This is a genomic window from Novosphingobium sp. TK71 (assembly GCF_055361505.1).
In genome coordinates this window covers 109,414-124,782 of sequence record NZ_CM143962.1, presented here as the reverse complement: position 1 = coordinate 124,782, position 15,369 = coordinate 109,414, and the positions used below count along the sequence as shown (strand labels likewise).

Here is a 15,369-nt window from a genome sequence, read left to right as displayed (position 1 = left end):
CTGCCGAACGAACCGCGTCCCTGCGTTCACATCTGCACGGTCGCGACTCGGAATCGTGCTGCACTTGCTGCCTAAAAGTATAGACAAAAAAGCGCCGCTTACCCCTGGGCGGCATGGACTTACCCATGGCCGTTTCCTATGTCGTTCCATAACGCGCAACAGAGAAACGACGGGAACCGATGCCCTCTGCCTCCAGCCTTTTCGCGAACCGGGACCAGATGCTGTACCGGCTGCTTTCCGCGGTCGTCGGCGAACAGCCGGCAACCCTTGCCCTGACCACTCTTGCCATCGATCCCGCGCTTGCCGGCACCGGAGACAGCGCCAGTCGCGCGCAAGTCGCGATGGCGCTCAACGCGGCGCTGTTCGTGGACCTGCTGGACCGCGTGCCGACCGCGGCCCGCTACGTGCAATCGATCCGCGACGCGGGCGAAACCATCGTGTTCGACCATGGCGCGCTTCGCACGATCGACGGCGAGACCGGCGAACTCCCGCGCGGGCACACGGCCTTCGCGCGCTTCCTCGCGCCGCTGGGCTATGAAGTGGGCGGCCTCTATCCGCTTCCCGCGCTGAAAATGACCGGGCGCGCCTATGTCCAGCGCGATCTGCCAGAGACGATCCCCCAGTTCTTCGTTTCGGAACTCCACGTCTCGGAATTGCCCGAAGCCGCACAGACCGCCTGCGCCAATGTGTTCGGCACGTCGGCCGATCCGCTGGGCACGGCCGAATGGCAGGCGCTCGGTGCCCTTTCCGAGCATGGCGAAGCCAGCTTCGACGAAGCCGTCACCGCCCTCAAGGGCGCGCTGGCCGCTTTCGGGCGCCAGCACGAACCGCCCGCCCTTGCGGATTACGAGGTGCTGCTCCCCGCCACCAAGGAAGGGGCCTGGATCGCCACGGAGGGCAACGCCTTCAACCATGCCACGACCCGCGTTGCGAACGTGATCGCGCTGGCCGAGGAACTGAGGGAGGACGGCTATCCGATGAAGCCTTCGGTCGAGATTTCCCGGAACGGCCGCGTGCGCCAGACCGCGATCCTTGCCGACAAGGTGGTGCGCCCCTTCCGCGAGGCGGACGGCGCCGAAGTGCCGCTGCCAGTGCCGGGGTCGTTCTACGAATTCATCACCCGCGATATCGATCCGGAAACCGGCAAGCTCGATCTCACTTTCGATTCCGGCAATGCCACCGGAATCTTCGCCGTCACGAGGAACGCATGAGCGAGCTCCGGTCCTACGATCCGGCGAGCGGTGCGCTCGTCTGGGAGGGCGAGATCGCCACCCCGGAAGCCGTGAACGCCGCGCTCGCCCGCGCCCGCGCGGCCTTCCCCGGCTGGGCCTCGCTTCCCGTCGCCGCGCGCGTCGAGGCGGCACAGCGGTTCAAGGCCGTGCTCGAAGCCCGCAAGGAGGCGATTGCCGAGACGATCTCGCGCGAGACCGGCAAACCGCTCTGGGAAACCCGCACCGAACTGGCCTCGATGATCGGCAAGGTCGGCATCTCGATCGCCGCGCAGGCCGAGCGTGCCGGCGAGAAGCGCAGCGACATGCCGTTCGGACAGGCCGTTCTGCGCCACCGCCCGCACGGCGTCATGGCGGTGCTCGGGCCGTTCAACTTCCCCGGCCACTTGCCGAACGGCCACATCGTTCCTGCCCTGCTGGCGGGGAACACCGTGGTCTTCAAGCCCTCGGAAATGACCCCCGCGACCGGGCAGGCCATGGCCGATGCCTGGGCCGAAGCGGGGCTGCCCGAAGGCGTGTTCCAGATCGTCCACGGAGCCCGCGAAACCGGCGAGGCGCTGGTCGCCGGACATATCGACGGGCTGCTGTTCACCGGCTCGGCAGGCGCGGGTGCGCATTTCCGGCGGATCTTCGCTGATCGGCCCGACGTGATCCTCGCCCTCGAACTCGGCGGCAACAACCCGCTGGTGGTCTGGGACGGCGACGTCGATGAAGCCGCCTCGGTCATCGTCCAGTCGAGCTTCATCACCACCGGCCAGCGCTGCTCCTGCGCCCGCCGCGTCATCGTGCCGGACAGCCCGTTCGGTGCCGCGCTCGTCGATGCCGTCGGCGCATTGGCGGACCGGATCGCGATCGGCGAATGGAACGAGACGCCCGAACCCTGGATCGGCCCGCTGATCTCGGAAGCCGCCGCCGAGGCCGCGATCGACCGGTTCGCCGAACTCGCCGCGCGCGGTGCCAGGATCGTCCGCCCGTTCGGCGGCGTGGCAGGCCGCAGCGGCGCCTTCGTCACCCCCGGCATGATCGACGTGACCGGGATCGCGGTGCCGGACGAGGAAATCTTCGCCCCGGTGATCCAGATCACCCGCGCGCCGGGCTTCAACGCCGCCATGGCCGCCGCCAACGCGACCCGCTTCGGCCTCTCCGCCGGGCTTGTCAGCGCCGATGACGCCCTGTGGGACCGCTTCGTGCTGGAAAGCCGCGCCGGCGTGGTCAACCGCAACCGCCCCACCACGGGCGCTGCAGGCTCGATGCCGTTCGGCGGTCTGGGCGACAGCGGCAATCACCGGCCGAGCGCCTATTACGCGGCCGACTACTGCGCCTATCCGGTCGCCAGCTTCGAGGCGGCAACGGTTGCCGGCAACAGCGGCGCACTCACCGGCAAGCTGCGCTGATGGCGGGCCTGACCGGAGCCGAACAGGAACTGCTCGCCCCGGTCGCGCGTGCACCGATCCTCGCCCACACGCTGGACTGGGCGGCGATCAACAGCGGCACCGCCCATGTCGAGGGGCTGGCGGCGATGGCCGCGCGCCTTGCCGATGCCTTCGCGATCCTGCCGGGCGATGTCCGGCTGGTCGATCCCGCCCCGGTCGAAAAAGTCGACGCGCAGGGCCGGCTCCGCGAAGTCGTCCATGGCCGCCATCTGGTGGTCTCCGTGCGCCCGCAGGCCGAACGGCGCGTGATCCTCACCGGCCACATGGACACCGTCTACCCTCGCGAACATCCGTTCCAGACTTGCGACTGGCTGGACGACAACACGCTTCACGGCCCTGGCACCGCCGACATGAAGGGCGGCCTCGCGCTGATGCTGGCGGGACTTGCCGCCTACGAACGATCCGGGCCGACGCTGGGCTACGACGTCCTCGTCAACAGCGACGAGGAGACCGGTTCGCTCTCCTCCGCTGCCCTGATCGCCGGTCTGGCGAAGGACAAGCTGGCGGCGCTGACCTATGAACCCGCGCTGCCCGGCGGGCAGATGGCGCGGGCGCGGCCCGGTTCGGGCAACTACGCGGTCGTCGTTCAAGGCCGCTCGGCCCACGCCGGGCGCAATCCCGAGGACGGGCGCAATGCGGTGGTCGCGGCCGGAGACCTCGCCCTTCGCCTTGCCGCGATGCGGCGCCCGGGCCTTTCCGTGAACCCCGCCAGGATCGAAGGCGGCGCCCCTAACAATACCGTGCCGGACCTTGCGATCCTGCACTTCAACATGCGCCCCGCCACCCCCGAACTCGCCGCCGAGGCGCAGACCCTGATCGATGCCATGGTGGCCGAAGTGACCGCCATCCACGACGTGCATGTCCACCTGCACGGTCACGTCTCGCGCCCGCCCAAGGCGATCTCCGCGGGGACCGAGGCGCTCTACGGCCTCGTCAGCAAGGCCGCCGCCGATCTGGGACAGCCGATGAGCTGGAAGGACACCGGCGGCGTGTGCGACGGCAACAATATCGCCGCCTGCGGCGTGCCGGTGCTCGACACCATGGGCGCGCTGGGCGGCGCCATCCATTCGCCCGACGAATTCCTGCTGGCCGATTCCCTCGACGCCCGCGCCCGCCTCACCGCCCTGGTCCTGCACCGTCTGGACCGCACCGGAGTACTTGCCGCATGACGTTCCTCCTGCGCACCGCACAGGAAAAGGACCTTGAAGCCCTTTACCGCATGGCCAAGGGCACCGGGGGCGGCTTCACCAATCTCCCGCCAGACAAGCCGACACTCGAAGCCAAGCTCACCCGCACCGCGAAGAGCTTCGCGCGCGAGAGCGACGAGATCGCCAACGATCTCTTCGTATTCATTCTCGAGGACACCGAATCCGGCAAAGTGCGCGGCACCTGCCAGGCGTTCTCGCAAGTCGGCACGGAACTGCCGTTCTATTCCTATCGCATCGGCCGCATCACCCAGCATTCCAAGGAGCTGGACCGCACGTTCCGCGCCGACATGCTGACCCTCTGCACCGATCTCGACGGCGCGAGCGAAGTGGGCGGGCTCTACCTCGACGCCACCGAGCGTTCGGCGGGCGTGGGGAAACTGCTCGCCCGGAGCCGCTACCTGTTCATCCAGATGCACCGTGCGCGGTTCGGCGACACCACGCTGGCCGAACTGCGCGGCGCCATCGACGATGCCGGCAACTCCCCGTTCTGGGACGGGCTCGCCGGGCGCTTCTTCGACATGAGCTTCCGCGATGCCGACGAATTCAACGCCAAGCACGGCAACCAGTTCATCGCCGACCTCATGCCCAAGCATCCGATCTACACCGCGCTCCTTTCCGAAGCCGCGCGGCAGGTCATGGGCCAGCCGCACTATTCGGGCCGTCCGGCGATGCGGATGCTGGAAAACGAGGGCTTCGCCTTCCAGAATTACGTCGACATCTTCGACGGCGGGCCGACCATGATCGCCCGCACCGATCACATCCGCACCGTGCAGGAAGCCCGCACGGCGCCGATCACCGCCCTGGTGGAGGATGACGGGACCGAGGCCAGCCACCTCGTCGCCACCGGCCATCTCGCCACGTTCCGCTCCTGCCTCGGCCATGTCGACACGGCGGATGGCGGCGTCGTGCTGGACAGTGCGGCGGCAGCCCTGCTCGGCGTCGCGCCGGGCGACACGATCACTTACGCCAGCGCCTGAGGCCCTTCATGCTCACCGAGATCAATTTCGACGGCATCGTCGGCCCGACCCACAACTATGCAGGCCTCAGCCTCGGCAATCTCGCCTCGGCCCGGAACCTCGGCAAGGTCTCAGCCCCGCGCGCCGCAGCCCTGCAGGGCATCGCCAAGATGCGCGCGAACCTGGAACGCGGGCTGGCGCAGGGCTTTTTCCTGCCCCAGCGCCGCCCCGATGCAGGTTGGCTGGCCCGGCTCGGCACCACGCCCGAAACGGCGAGCGCAACGCTCCGGGCCAATGCCCTCTCGGCCTCGTCGATGTGGGCCGCCAATGCCGCCACTGTCTCTCCCGCGCCCGACACCGCCGACGGTCGCTGCCATCTCACTGCGGCGAACCTCGTCACGATGCCGCACCGCAGCCACGAATGGCAGGAGACGCTGGCGCAGCTCCGAATCGCCTTCGCCAATGACGCGCATTTCGCCGTCCACGCCCCGGTGCCGCCCCCCTTCGGCGATGAAGGCGCCGCCAATCACATGCGCCTCTGCGCCCGCCACGATGCGCCGGGCGTGGAGGTCTTCGTCTACGGCGAGGCGGGCGGCCCGTTCCCCGCCCGCCAGCACCGTGAAGCCAGCGCCGCCGTTGCCCGCCGCCACGGCCTGGACCCGGAGCGCACGATCCTTGCCCTCCAGTCGGCCGAGGCCATCGCCGCCGGCGCCTTCCACAACGATGTCGTCGCGGTCGCCAACGAGCGCGTGCTGTTCACGCACGAACAGGCCTTCGCCGACCGCGAGGGCTTTTACGCCGACTTGCGCGCGAAGCTGCCGGAAGTGGAAATCGTCGAGGTCCCCGCAAGCGAGGTGAGCCTTGCCGATGCGATCCGCTCCTACCTGTTCAATGCCCAGCTGGTAACGCTGCCCTCGGGCGAGGCTGCGCTCGTGCTGCCCGGAGAAGCGCGGGAAACGCCGGCCGTGTGGGCCTGGCTGGAAGGCCATGTCTCCGGCAACGGGCCGATCCGCCATCTCTTCGTCCATGACTTGCGCGAATCGATGGCCAATGGCGGCGGCCCCGCCTGCCTGCGCCTTCGCGTCGTCGCCAATCCCGCGGCGGTAGACCCGCGCTTCATGGCGACGCCTGAAAAGCTCGACCGCATCGAAGCCCTCGTCGCGCGCCTCTGGCCCGAACACATCGCCGTGGAAGACCTGTCGAACCCCGCCCTCTGGGCCGATTGCCTTTCCGCCCGCGCCGCACTCTGCAAGGAACTGGGGCTTGAGGAACTGGACCGGGATGCGTTCTGACACCTGACCCGTCACTGCCCCTTTTCCAGCCAGAAGCATCCGGCCGCGCGCAACCGGCGCTTTTCGCAACTGCACATTCCTGTTTTGCAATGGTTCCGCCGCACTCAGCCTTCATATTGTAAGGCATGGCCCTGATTTCAGAAACCGTTCGCTCTTCCCTTCTTCCCGATCCGATCCGCGCCGCGATCTTCGACATGGACGGCACCCTGCTCGATACCGAGGCCGCGCATGGCAGGGCTTTCGCGCAGACCGGCAAGGCGATGGGCTATCCGCTGGCCGAAGAACTGCAGGCCTCCATGGTCGGCATCCACCGCGATGGATCGCGCCGGCTGGTGGCGGACTTCATGGGGCCTGACTTTCCGCTCGACCGGTTCTTTGCGGAGAGCGACGCGGTGTTCGAAGCCATGCTAGAAGCCGGAATTCCGCTTCGTCCCGGCGCGGACGTGATTCTGGCGCACTTCGCCAAGGCAGGCGTGCCGATGGCGATCGCCACGTCTTCCGAGGCGCCTTATGCGCAGCAGCGGCTGGAGAAGGCCGGGCTGCTCCACTATTTCGATGTCGTCGTCACCCGCAACGACGTGGCGCAGGCAAAGCCACATCCCGAACCCTATCTCCTGGCCGCCAGCCGTCTGGGCGTCGATCCGGCGCACTGCGTCGCCATCGAGGACAGCCCGGCGGGCGTTCGCTCGGCCACGGCGGCAGGGATCGCCACGGTCATGGTACCCGATCTCCTGCCTGCGACCGAGGAACAGACACTGGTCTGCGCGCAGGTTCTGCCGAGCCTCCATGCACTGCGCGACCTGCTGCTGGCGCCTGCGGAAAGCTGATCCGGCCGCCGTCCCGAATCGAAATCCGGGGCGATGAATTGGGCCGTGCATAGCTGCGGTTCGGCGCTGGACCCGCCCGGCCCGACATGGCTACGGGCGGGCGGATGAGCATCATCGCCACCATCATGAATTCGACCACCGGCCAGCCCATCCAGAAGATGACCTTCGGCCGCATGCCCAAGCCCTGGGCCAGCTTCAACCTCGCGAGCGGCGAACTCGTTACCGCGGACCGCGTCCATGTGGGCAAGCCCGCACCGGGCAAGTTCGCGGCCCCGGTCGAAGTCTGGGTCACGCCGAAGGCCTGACCCTTTTCGCAAACCCCGCCCTCAGGAGGGGCGAGCCGCCTGAACGTCGGGATGCGCCGCGGCGAAAGCCGGGTGCTCCCGGCAAGCCGCCTCGATCTGCGTCAGATGCGGAAAGGCCCCGAGATCGCAGGAAAATCGCCGCGCATTATAGAGCTGTGGCATAAGAACGCATTCGAACATGCCGGGCGCGCCGAGCAGGAACTCCCCCGCCCCGCGCTGCGCCAGCCGCGCCTCCACGCCCTCGAAAGTGCGGGCGATCCAGTGCCGATACCAGACATCGATCTCGTCCTGCGAATGGCCGAGGTCATGTTTGAGGTAAGCCAGCACCGGCAAGTTGAGCGGTGCGTGAAGTTCGGTGGCAATCGCCATGGCCAGTTCGCGCACGGCGAAACGATCCTCGACATCGCGGGGGAGCAGCGGACGGTCCGGGAAACGCTCGTCGAGCCATTCCAGGATCGCCATCGACTGCGCGTAGATGCGCCCGTCGACCTCCAGCGCCGGAACACCGCCGAAGGGATTCAGGCGGCGGTATTCCTCGGAGCGCTGCTCCGCGCCAAGCAGGTTCACTTCGACCTGCTCGTATTCCAACCCCTTGAGGGCCAGCGCAATCCGCAGGCGATAGCTGGTGGAGCTGCGCCAGTAGCCATGAAGCCGCACGCGATCAGGTCTCCGCCGCGATCTTCTCGTGCAGCCACGCGGCATGGCGCGGTGCCTTGCGGGTACGCGACCACTCCTCCAGCATGTCATCCGCAACCGCCCTGAGGCTCGCCATCTGGCTGGAGGTCCCGAATTGCCAGGCCAGTTCGAGGCGGTGGCCGTTCGGATCGAAGAAATAGATCGACTTGAACACCCCGTGGTGGACCGGGCCCACCACTTCCAGCCCGCGCGCTTCGGCCCGCTGTTTGGCGGCAAGCAGACCTTCCTCGCTCTCGACCTTGAAGGCGATATGCTGGACCCAGGCCGGGGTCGCCTCGTCCCGGCCCATCTCGGGCGCATTCGGCAGCTCGAAGAAAGCCAGCACGTTGCCGCCGCCGCAGTCGAGGAAGACATGCATGTAGGGATCGGGCGCGCCGGTGGAGGGCACCTTGTCCTCGGCAATGGCAAGCATGAAATCCATGCCCATCACATCGCGGTAGAAGTCCACGGTCTCCTTGGCGTCGCGGCAGCGGTAGGCGACATGGTGGATTCCGCCGAGAATGGGGGCCGGTTGGGGGCTCTGTTCAGTCATCTTCTCTCTCCGTACATCCGAAGTGGTGCGCCGGTCGTGCCTGGACAAGCTTCCACTTCGGCAGGCCTGCCCTTGGGCCAGGGCTCGGAATGGGCGGGATGAGGTTTTCCTCTTCTCTCCCGCCCTTTCGGTAGTGCTCGCCTATTCCGCCGGTTCTTCCATCTCTCGGGCGGGGCTCTCGGCAGGCTTCAGCACGCCGCGGCGGATCTGGTCGCGCTCCATGCTCTCGAACAGCGCCTTGAAGTTGCCGTTGCCGAAGCCGTCGTCGCCCTTGCGCTGGATGAATTCGAAGAACACCGGCCCCACCCGCGCTTCGGCGAAGATCTGGAGCAGCAGGCGCGGCTGGCCGCCGTCGGTCGTACCATCCAGCAGGATGCCGCGCGCCTTGAGTTCGTCGGCCGGCTCGCCGTGCCCGGGCAGGCGCTCGGCCAGCATCTCGTAATAGGTTTCCGGCGGCGCGGTCATGAAGGGCACGCCAAGCGACTTCAGACGATCCCATGCGCCGATGAGATCGTTGCAGATCAGGGCGATATGCTGGATGCCCTCACCGTTGAAGGCCCGGAGGAACTCGTCGATCTGGCCCTTGCCGCCCTCGGCTTCCTCGTTGAGCGGGATGCGGATCTTGCCGTCCGGCGCGGTGAGCGCCTTGGAGGTCAGGCCGGTATATTCGCCCTTGATGTCGAAGTAGCGAATCTCGCGGAAATTGAAGAGCTTCTCGTAATAATCCGCCCAATAGGCCATGCGGCCGCCATAGACGTTATGCGTGAGGTGGTCGATCAGGTCGAACCCAGCGCCGACCGGGTGGCGGTCCACCCCCGGCAGATATTCGAAATCGATGTCATAGATCGACAGCGCGCCGTCGCTTTCCCCGTTTTCATCGATCCGCTCATAACGGTCGATCAGGTAGATGATGGAATTGCCGATGCCGCGAATGCCGGGAAGGTGCAGTTCCATCGGGCCGGTCGCGACCTGGATCGGCTCGGCCGAACGCGCCAGAAGTTCGGCATAGGCAGCGCGGGCGTCCCTGACGCGGAATCCCATGCCGCAGGCGGAGGGACCGTGTTCGCGGCTGAAGAACCAGGCCGGGCTGTGCGGCTCGTAATTTGTGATGAAGTTGATCCCGCCCTGACGCCAAAGCTCAACGTCCTTCGAACGGTGGCGGGCGATCTTGGTAAAGCCCATCGCTTCGAAAACCGGCTCCAGCACGCCCTTCTCGGGTGCGGAGAATTCAACGAACTCGAATCCGTCGAGGCCGATGGGGTTGTCGAAGATGTCGGTCATGGGGTCAGTTCTCCGAAGGGGGTTTCGCCGGAAAGCAGGTCTCCGGCGGGAATGGGCGGCGCGGCGCGCCAGGTTTCGTAGACCGGGCCGAAGTCCAGCCCGACGAGGTCCTCGATCAGCTGCGGCAGGCTTTCGAGGACGAAATAGGTCTTCTGGAAGGAGTCGATCATGTAGCCCGTGCGCATGACGCGGACCGCATCGAACGGCAGGCGCAGGACCTCGCGATCCTCGATCGAATAGCGCGTCTCGCTGGACGAGGAGATGATCCCGGCGCCGAAGACCTTCAGCCCGCCATCCTCGCGCACCAGCCCGAACTCGATGGTGTACCAGTAGATCCGTGCCAGCATGTCGAGCGCGTCCATCGCCATCGCCCGCGTTCCGGCCTTGCCGTAAAGCTCCAGGAAATCGGCGATCGTCGGGTCCAGCAGCATCGGCACATGGCCGAAGAAATCATGGAACACGTCCGGCTCGACGAGGTAGTCCAGTTCATGTTCCTCCCGCAGCCAGCGCGTCACCGGGAAGCGGCGATGGGCGAGATGGTCGAAGAACACCGCATCGGGAATGAAACCGGGCACGCCGACAAGCTGCCAGCCGGTAGCAGGGCCGAGAATCGCATTGGCATCCTCGAAGCGCGGAATACCCTCCGCACAGTCCAGCCGCGCGAGCCCTTCGCGGAAGGCCGCACAGGCATGCGTCGCCACCAGCGCCGATTGCCTCGCGTGGAGGCGGCGCCAGCGTTCGTGCATCTCCGGGGTGTAGGAATGCCAATCCTGGCCGACGGTATAATCGGCGGCGGCGCCTTCGTACTCTCCCCGAAGCCCGCTCGTGGATGTCTCTGTCGACGGCTTCTTCATTCTGGAGAGATTATCACAAGCCACGCGCAAGATTCGTGCATTTGCACGCGCCGTCTTATGTCATAATAGCGGAATCCACCAGGAACCCGGATTTTTGAAGGGGAATCATGCAGCTCGACCTTTTCGACCGCAAGATCATCGCATCGCTACAGGAAGACGCGCGCATGGCGGTGGCGCAAGTGGCGGAACGCACCGCCCTTTCCGCCACGCCGGTAAGCCGCCGGATCAAGCGTCTGGAAGATGAAGGCGTGATCCTGGGCTATGCGCCGGTGCTCGACCCGCGCAAGCTGGGCTTCGAGATCGAAGCCTATGTGCTCATCAACCTCAACGCCCATATCGACGAGAACATCACACGCTTCGAACAGGCGATCCGCGACAATCCCTATGTCATCGCTTGCCACGCCGTGACGGGGGACATGGACTATCTGGTCCACATCATCGCCCGGGACGTGGAGCATCTCTCGCAGATCACGCTGAAGACGCTGGTTCGCATACCCGGCGTGCGCGATGTGAAATCGAGCATCGTGCTGGAGGCGATCAAGGAGCCCCGCACCCTTCCTCTCGAATAAGCGCCGCCGGACGGCGCGGGGCCATCCGGCGATGTAGGCCCTAGTTGTAATCGATGGCGAGCTTGGTGGGCGCGCCGCGCCCTCCAAGGAAGTTCGCGAGGTTGCGGTGAAGGTTGATGACCTTCTGCTCCTGATGCGGATTGGGCAGCGGCCCGCGGAAGCCCGAAGACTTCATGCCCTTCTGCACGAACTCCATGTTCGAGAAGTCCTGAGCCAGCACCGAACCCCAGTTGTCGCCGGTCGGATCGGCATAGGTCCACTCCGTTTCCGGCACCTCGCCTTCGGGGAAGCGTTCCAGCGCATAGCTTTCGAAAATGCACTTGTTCGGATCGTCGCCATAGGGGCGCACGCGGTAGCAGAGTGCGAAAGTCACCCCGTGCAGGATGTTCTGGTTGGGGAACAGGCCCCAGGCGAGCCCGGCCTCGGCCATGATCTCGGCCGGGACTTCCGGCCAGGCGACGCCCCGCGCGGCATCGTCGCGCTTGGCCGATGCCATCCAGTGCGCGATGACATCCTGCGCCGAGGTCCCCTCCGGCAGTTCGTCGACCAGGCGGCTGGCCGCGTTGACGAGTGTTTCCGTCGAGGCGGAGTAGTTCACCGTCTCGTAGTTTTCCTTGATCAGCTCGTACGTCGAGCGGCGCGGATCGTCGCCCTTGCCGGCGCGGGTGGTGCCGGCGCTTTCACTCATCGCGAACTTGCTGTCGCGCGTGTCGTAGCTGGACACCGAGTGCAGCCCATACTGCTTCGAGAGCGCGTAGTAATTGCCGTAGGCCAGAAGCTGGGTATGGGTTCCGGCAACGTGATAGGGTTCCAGGAACGCCTCGATCGCGGTCTTCCAGTTGCAATCGTAGATGGCCCACTGGCGCCACTTGTAGCGCATCTTCGCGAGTTCGAAGTGATCGAGGATCTCGCCCGCGCGGCCCATCCATTCCTTCAGGGGAACGCAGTCCGGGTCCATGTTGATATAGATGAAGCCGCCCCAGGTATCGACCTGCACGTCCGACAGGCAGGTCATTTCCGGCGTGAGCTTGTTGTGCCAGTCCTGCGGGTCGAGAATGTAGGTGTTCTTCCCGTCGAGATCGAAGGTCCAGCCGTGGAAACCGCAAACGAAGCTGCGGCGATTGCTGCCGCGCACGTCGTGAGCACCTTCGGGAACGGAGACGAGCTGGCGGCCGCGGTGGGGGCAGACATTGTGGAAGGCCCGCAGCGAGCCGTCTTCCCGGCGCAGGACGATGACCGATTCGTCCGCGACGTTATAGGTCATCCAGTCTCCCGGATTGGGAAGGTCGGTCTCCCGCTCGACCATTTGCCAGATCTTCGGCCACAGCAGCTTCTTCTCTGCCGCAAGGTATTCCTTCGAAAGGAAGGCATCGGTGGGGTAAGTGGCGAGGCGTTCCTCATCCATATCCTTGGCGGTCAGCGTAGCCGACTGCGACTTGCCCGTCTCTTTCACGTGGCCTCTCCCGTTATCAACAGGTGTGTTCATTAAGCCATCGTACGAGGCAGTGCCAGCCGCCGCGCTGCCAAGGCGCAACGCCCGGGCGATACAACCATGGGAGATGCGCAGAAGGGGAGGGAACGCGGCGCGTCCCTCCCCTTCCACTTTTTCAGAGAGCGATGGCGAGGCGTGAATGTGCGCCCCGCCCGTCACTCACCCGCGCGTCATCACAGGGCGATGACGCCGCCGTCGTCCTTGGTGATCGCCACGATCGCCGAACGCGGACGCACCGTCGCCGCCGGAGAGCCGGCCTGGCTATCGGGCCAGTGGCTGGACGGCGCGGCGGGCGTGCCGTTCTCGCCGGGATGCTGGATGCCGACGAAGAGCGTGCGCCCATCCGGCGTCATGTCGATGCCGGTGATCTCGCACTGGACCGGACCGACCAGGAAGCGGCGCAGGTTGGCGGCGGTCGCTGCCGCGCCAACGATAGTGGCCTGGGTTGCCGTGGCGCCGGCCGAGTCCTTGTTCGTGATGGTCTTCGCCCCGCCATCGCCGACATGGCCGGGGATCGCGGCGAGCAGCATGCAATTGGTGCGGTCCGTCATCGCGCCGTCGTCGGTCTCGATCCAGAGCACGGGGTTGATCTGGCCCGCCGGATTGGTGCTGCGCGAGAAATAGCAGCCGTCCGGGCTGGAGAAGTCGTTGTCCACGGTGAGCCCGGAGACGTTGACGTTGGCGTCGCTGCCGTAATCGGTCGCATCGGCGCCGAACAGGTAGATATCCCACTTGAAGGTGAGCGATGCGGTATTGTCGCCATCTTCGCGCAGGCGGACGATGTGGCCGTTCGGATTGCCGTAGCTGGTCGAGGCCGAAAGGTTGGGATCGCCATAATGACGCGGATTGGCGGGATCGGTGCCGGCGAGCGGGCGACCGGCGGCATTGTTGTTGGTGAGCGTGAGATAGATTTCCCCCGTCACCGGGTTGCCTGCCGTCCATTCCGGCCGGTCCATCGGCGTTGCGCCCAGGGCGTCCGCGGCAAGGCGCGGATTGACGAGAATGTCGGCCTGGTCGGCAAAGACGTATTCCGGCGTGGAGCCGCTTGCCGGGCGGTTGGGAACCGAACCGAACACCAGCGGCAGCCACTGGCCCGTGCCGTCGGCACCGAACTTCGCGACGTAGAGGATACCGGCGTCGAGGTACTTGTCGCCCATGGCGAGGCGGCTGGTCGTCGAAGCATCGGCGGCGGCATAAGTCGCCGTGGAGACGAACTTGTAGAGGTATTCACGGCGCGAATCGTCGCCCATGTAGACGCCGACCTTTTGCCCGGCGACGGCACGCACGAAAGCGCCTTCATGGCCGAAACGCCCCAGCGCGGTGCGTTTGCGCGGCGTCGAGGTCGGATCGTAGGGATCGATTTCGACGACCCATCCGTACTGGTTGGGCTCGTTGCGGAAATCGTCCGAAGCGGCAGCGCCGATGGCGCTGGCGTTCCACTTGGTGAAGATGGTGTCGGTCGAGGCCACGGTCGACCAGGCGTAGCTGCCCACTGTGCTGGTCACGCCGTAGCGGGCCAGCGCCGTGACTTCCCGAACCGGTCTTGCGGCGTTGTCGGTGCTGACGCGGCGGAAATAGCCTGCCCAGTTTTCCTCGCAGGTGAGGTTGGTTCCCCAGGGCGCGATGCCGTTGGCGCAGTTGTTGATCGTTCCGCGTCCCGCGGTGCCGGCGGCAGAATAGGCGGTAACCAGCAGGGTCGAGCCGGCGGCGGGGCCGTGGAAGCTCATCGGCGTGTTCGGGGTAATGCGGCGATTGAACGCGCTGGTCGGCACATAGGACCACTTGCGGCTGCCGGCATCGATATATTCCGACACCGAGACACCGTGCGCCTCGATCTCCTTGAGCGCTTCCGCTGCAGGGCGGGGGCCGGTGGAGACGTTGGTGGGGCCGTTGGGATGCAGGTACTGGACGTTGAGGTTCTCGTGGTTCTGCACCATGAGCCCGCGCGTCGAGCTGGTTTCGTCACGTGCGCCGGCCGCCGAAAGCCCGAAGAAGTGCAGAGCATCGCCATGGTCGCCGATGCGCTGGGCGAAGTTGTCATCCGTGCCGTCGTTGGCATAGGCGGAGACGCCGGTGGCCAGCGGATCGCCGAGGCGGGTCATCACCGTGACCGAATAGCCTGACGGCACCTTCACGGTATCCGCAAGGCTGTGAGGTACGGCAGCGAAGCCCAGCACCGCCGGCGACACGCGAATGGTCGTGGTGGCGGTGCGGGTCTTGCCGACAACGTCCTTGGCCGAGAACGTGAAGACCAGATCGGTCGCGGCGCTCACGGCGGGTGCGATGAAGGAGACCGACGAACCCGAACCGGTCAGTTCGACATCGGGACCCGAGGTCTGCGCCCAGGCCGTGTCGAACCCGGCGTAACCGTTCGCCGGGCTGCCGGTGAGGGTCACGACACGTCCGGCGCTGGTCGCGGCATTGGCGCCGGCGGTAACGGCCACGCCTTCGCCGTCGTCATCCCCGCAGGCGGCGAGCACGGCGGTGCCCATGAACGCCATGGTCGTTGCGCCTGCGCCCCGGAACAGGGCCTGCCGGCGCGAATAGCGCTCTGCCGCCATGCTTTCGAGCGAGCGCTCGGTGGTGGAATTGGTATCGACATCGCCATCGGTGTAACCGTTGGCGGGAAGCCCTTCAGTCATGGATTTGCCCCTGTTCCTGTAACATTCGCACAGGGGGTGCTAGGGGCGCTTCA

General features: G+C 66.2%; 14 protein-coding genes. 8 read left to right on the top strand and 6 right to left on the bottom strand.

What is annotated here, in order from left to right:
- The first annotated feature begins 179 nt into the window (after positions 1-179).
- The 7 genes from ACXJ16_RS00600 to ACXJ16_RS00570 all read left to right on the top strand — a co-directional run bounded on the left by ACXJ16_RS00600 (position 180) and on the right by ACXJ16_RS00570 (position 7,250).
- A complete protein-coding gene (locus ACXJ16_RS00600; protein ID WP_463920983.1) occupies positions 180-1,211 on the top strand; it encodes a 2-oxoadipate dioxygenase/decarboxylase family protein in 1,032 nt (343 codons plus the stop codon).
- Entirely contained in the window at positions 1,208-2,623 is a 1,416-nt protein-coding gene (astD, locus tag ACXJ16_RS00595; protein ID WP_463920982.1) for a succinylglutamate-semialdehyde dehydrogenase, read from the top strand. Before ACXJ16_RS00600 ends, astD begins: the two co-directional genes overlap by 4 nt.
- Positions 2,623-3,831: a hydrolase gene (locus ACXJ16_RS00590; protein ID WP_463920981.1), complete on the top strand. Its 1,209-nt coding sequence runs from the start codon at positions 2,623-2,625 to the stop codon at positions 3,829-3,831. Before astD ends, ACXJ16_RS00590 begins: the two co-directional genes overlap by 1 nt.
- Positions 3,828-4,847: an arginine N-succinyltransferase gene (locus ACXJ16_RS00585; RefSeq protein ID WP_463920980.1), complete on the top strand. Its 1,020-nt coding sequence runs from the start codon at positions 3,828-3,830 to the stop codon at positions 4,845-4,847. Before ACXJ16_RS00590 ends, ACXJ16_RS00585 begins: the two co-directional genes overlap by 4 nt.
- Before the next feature lie 8 nt (positions 4,848-4,855).
- Entirely contained in the window at positions 4,856-6,118 is a 1,263-nt protein-coding gene (locus tag ACXJ16_RS00580) for an N-succinylarginine dihydrolase (RefSeq protein ID WP_185996822.1), read from the top strand.
- A 125-nt stretch (positions 6,119-6,243) separates the two neighbouring features.
- Complete coding sequence (locus tag ACXJ16_RS00575; protein WP_324696500.1) at positions 6,244-6,945, top strand: HAD family hydrolase; 702 nt, start codon at positions 6,244-6,246, stop codon at positions 6,943-6,945.
- 104 nt (positions 6,946-7,049) lie between these two features.
- Positions 7,050-7,250 carry a hypothetical protein gene (locus ACXJ16_RS00570; RefSeq protein ID WP_054439302.1) on the top strand — a complete coding sequence of 67 codons (201 nt, stop codon included), beginning with the start codon at positions 7,050-7,052 and terminating at the stop codon, positions 7,248-7,250.
- Between the two features lie 21 nt (positions 7,251-7,271).
- On the opposite strand, the gene maiA is transcribed toward ACXJ16_RS00570, so the two are convergent.
- From maiA to phhA, 4 genes are all read right to left on the bottom strand, one after another.
- Positions 7,272-7,907: a maleylacetoacetate isomerase gene (gene maiA / locus ACXJ16_RS00565; protein ID WP_054439300.1), complete on the bottom strand. Its 636-nt coding sequence runs from the start codon at positions 7,905-7,907 to the stop codon at positions 7,272-7,274.
- Positions 7,908-7,911: 4 nt separating this feature from the next.
- Positions 7,912-8,478, bottom strand: a complete 567-nt coding sequence (locus tag ACXJ16_RS00560) for a VOC family protein (RefSeq protein WP_185996819.1) — start codon at positions 8,476-8,478, stop codon at positions 7,912-7,914.
- Between the two features lie 141 nt (positions 8,479-8,619).
- Positions 8,620-9,759 carry a 4-hydroxyphenylpyruvate dioxygenase gene (gene hppD / locus ACXJ16_RS00555; protein WP_463920979.1) on the bottom strand — a complete coding sequence of 380 codons (1,140 nt, stop codon included), beginning with the start codon at positions 9,757-9,759 and terminating at the stop codon, positions 8,620-8,622.
- Positions 9,756-10,613 (bottom strand): phenylalanine 4-monooxygenase, encoded by an 858-nt coding sequence (gene phhA / locus ACXJ16_RS00550; RefSeq protein ID WP_463920978.1) that lies wholly within the window; start codon positions 10,611-10,613, stop codon positions 9,756-9,758. Before phhA ends, hppD begins: the two co-directional genes overlap by 4 nt.
- A gap of 107 nt (positions 10,614-10,720) precedes the next feature.
- On the opposite strand from phhA, the gene ACXJ16_RS00545 reads away from it, so the two are divergent.
- Positions 10,721-11,182, top strand: coding sequence for an Lrp/AsnC family transcriptional regulator (locus ACXJ16_RS00545; protein ID WP_054439292.1), 462 nt, complete (start codon positions 10,721-10,723; stop codon positions 11,180-11,182).
- Positions 11,183-11,222: 40 nt separating this feature from the next.
- Here the strand turns inward: ACXJ16_RS00545 and ACXJ16_RS00540 are convergent, their stop codons facing one another.
- On the bottom strand, positions 11,223-12,587 hold the full coding sequence (locus ACXJ16_RS00540) for an aromatic ring-hydroxylating oxygenase subunit alpha (RefSeq protein ID WP_463921742.1): 1,365 nt from the start codon (positions 12,585-12,587) through the stop codon (positions 11,223-11,225).
- A 260-nt stretch (positions 12,588-12,847) separates the two neighbouring features.
- The gene (locus ACXJ16_RS00535) at positions 12,848-15,316 is read right to left on the bottom strand and encodes a PhoX family protein (protein ID WP_463920977.1); all 2,469 of its coding nucleotides are present in this window, start codon (positions 15,314-15,316) and stop codon (positions 12,848-12,850) included.
- Positions 15,317-15,369 lie beyond the last annotated feature (53 nt).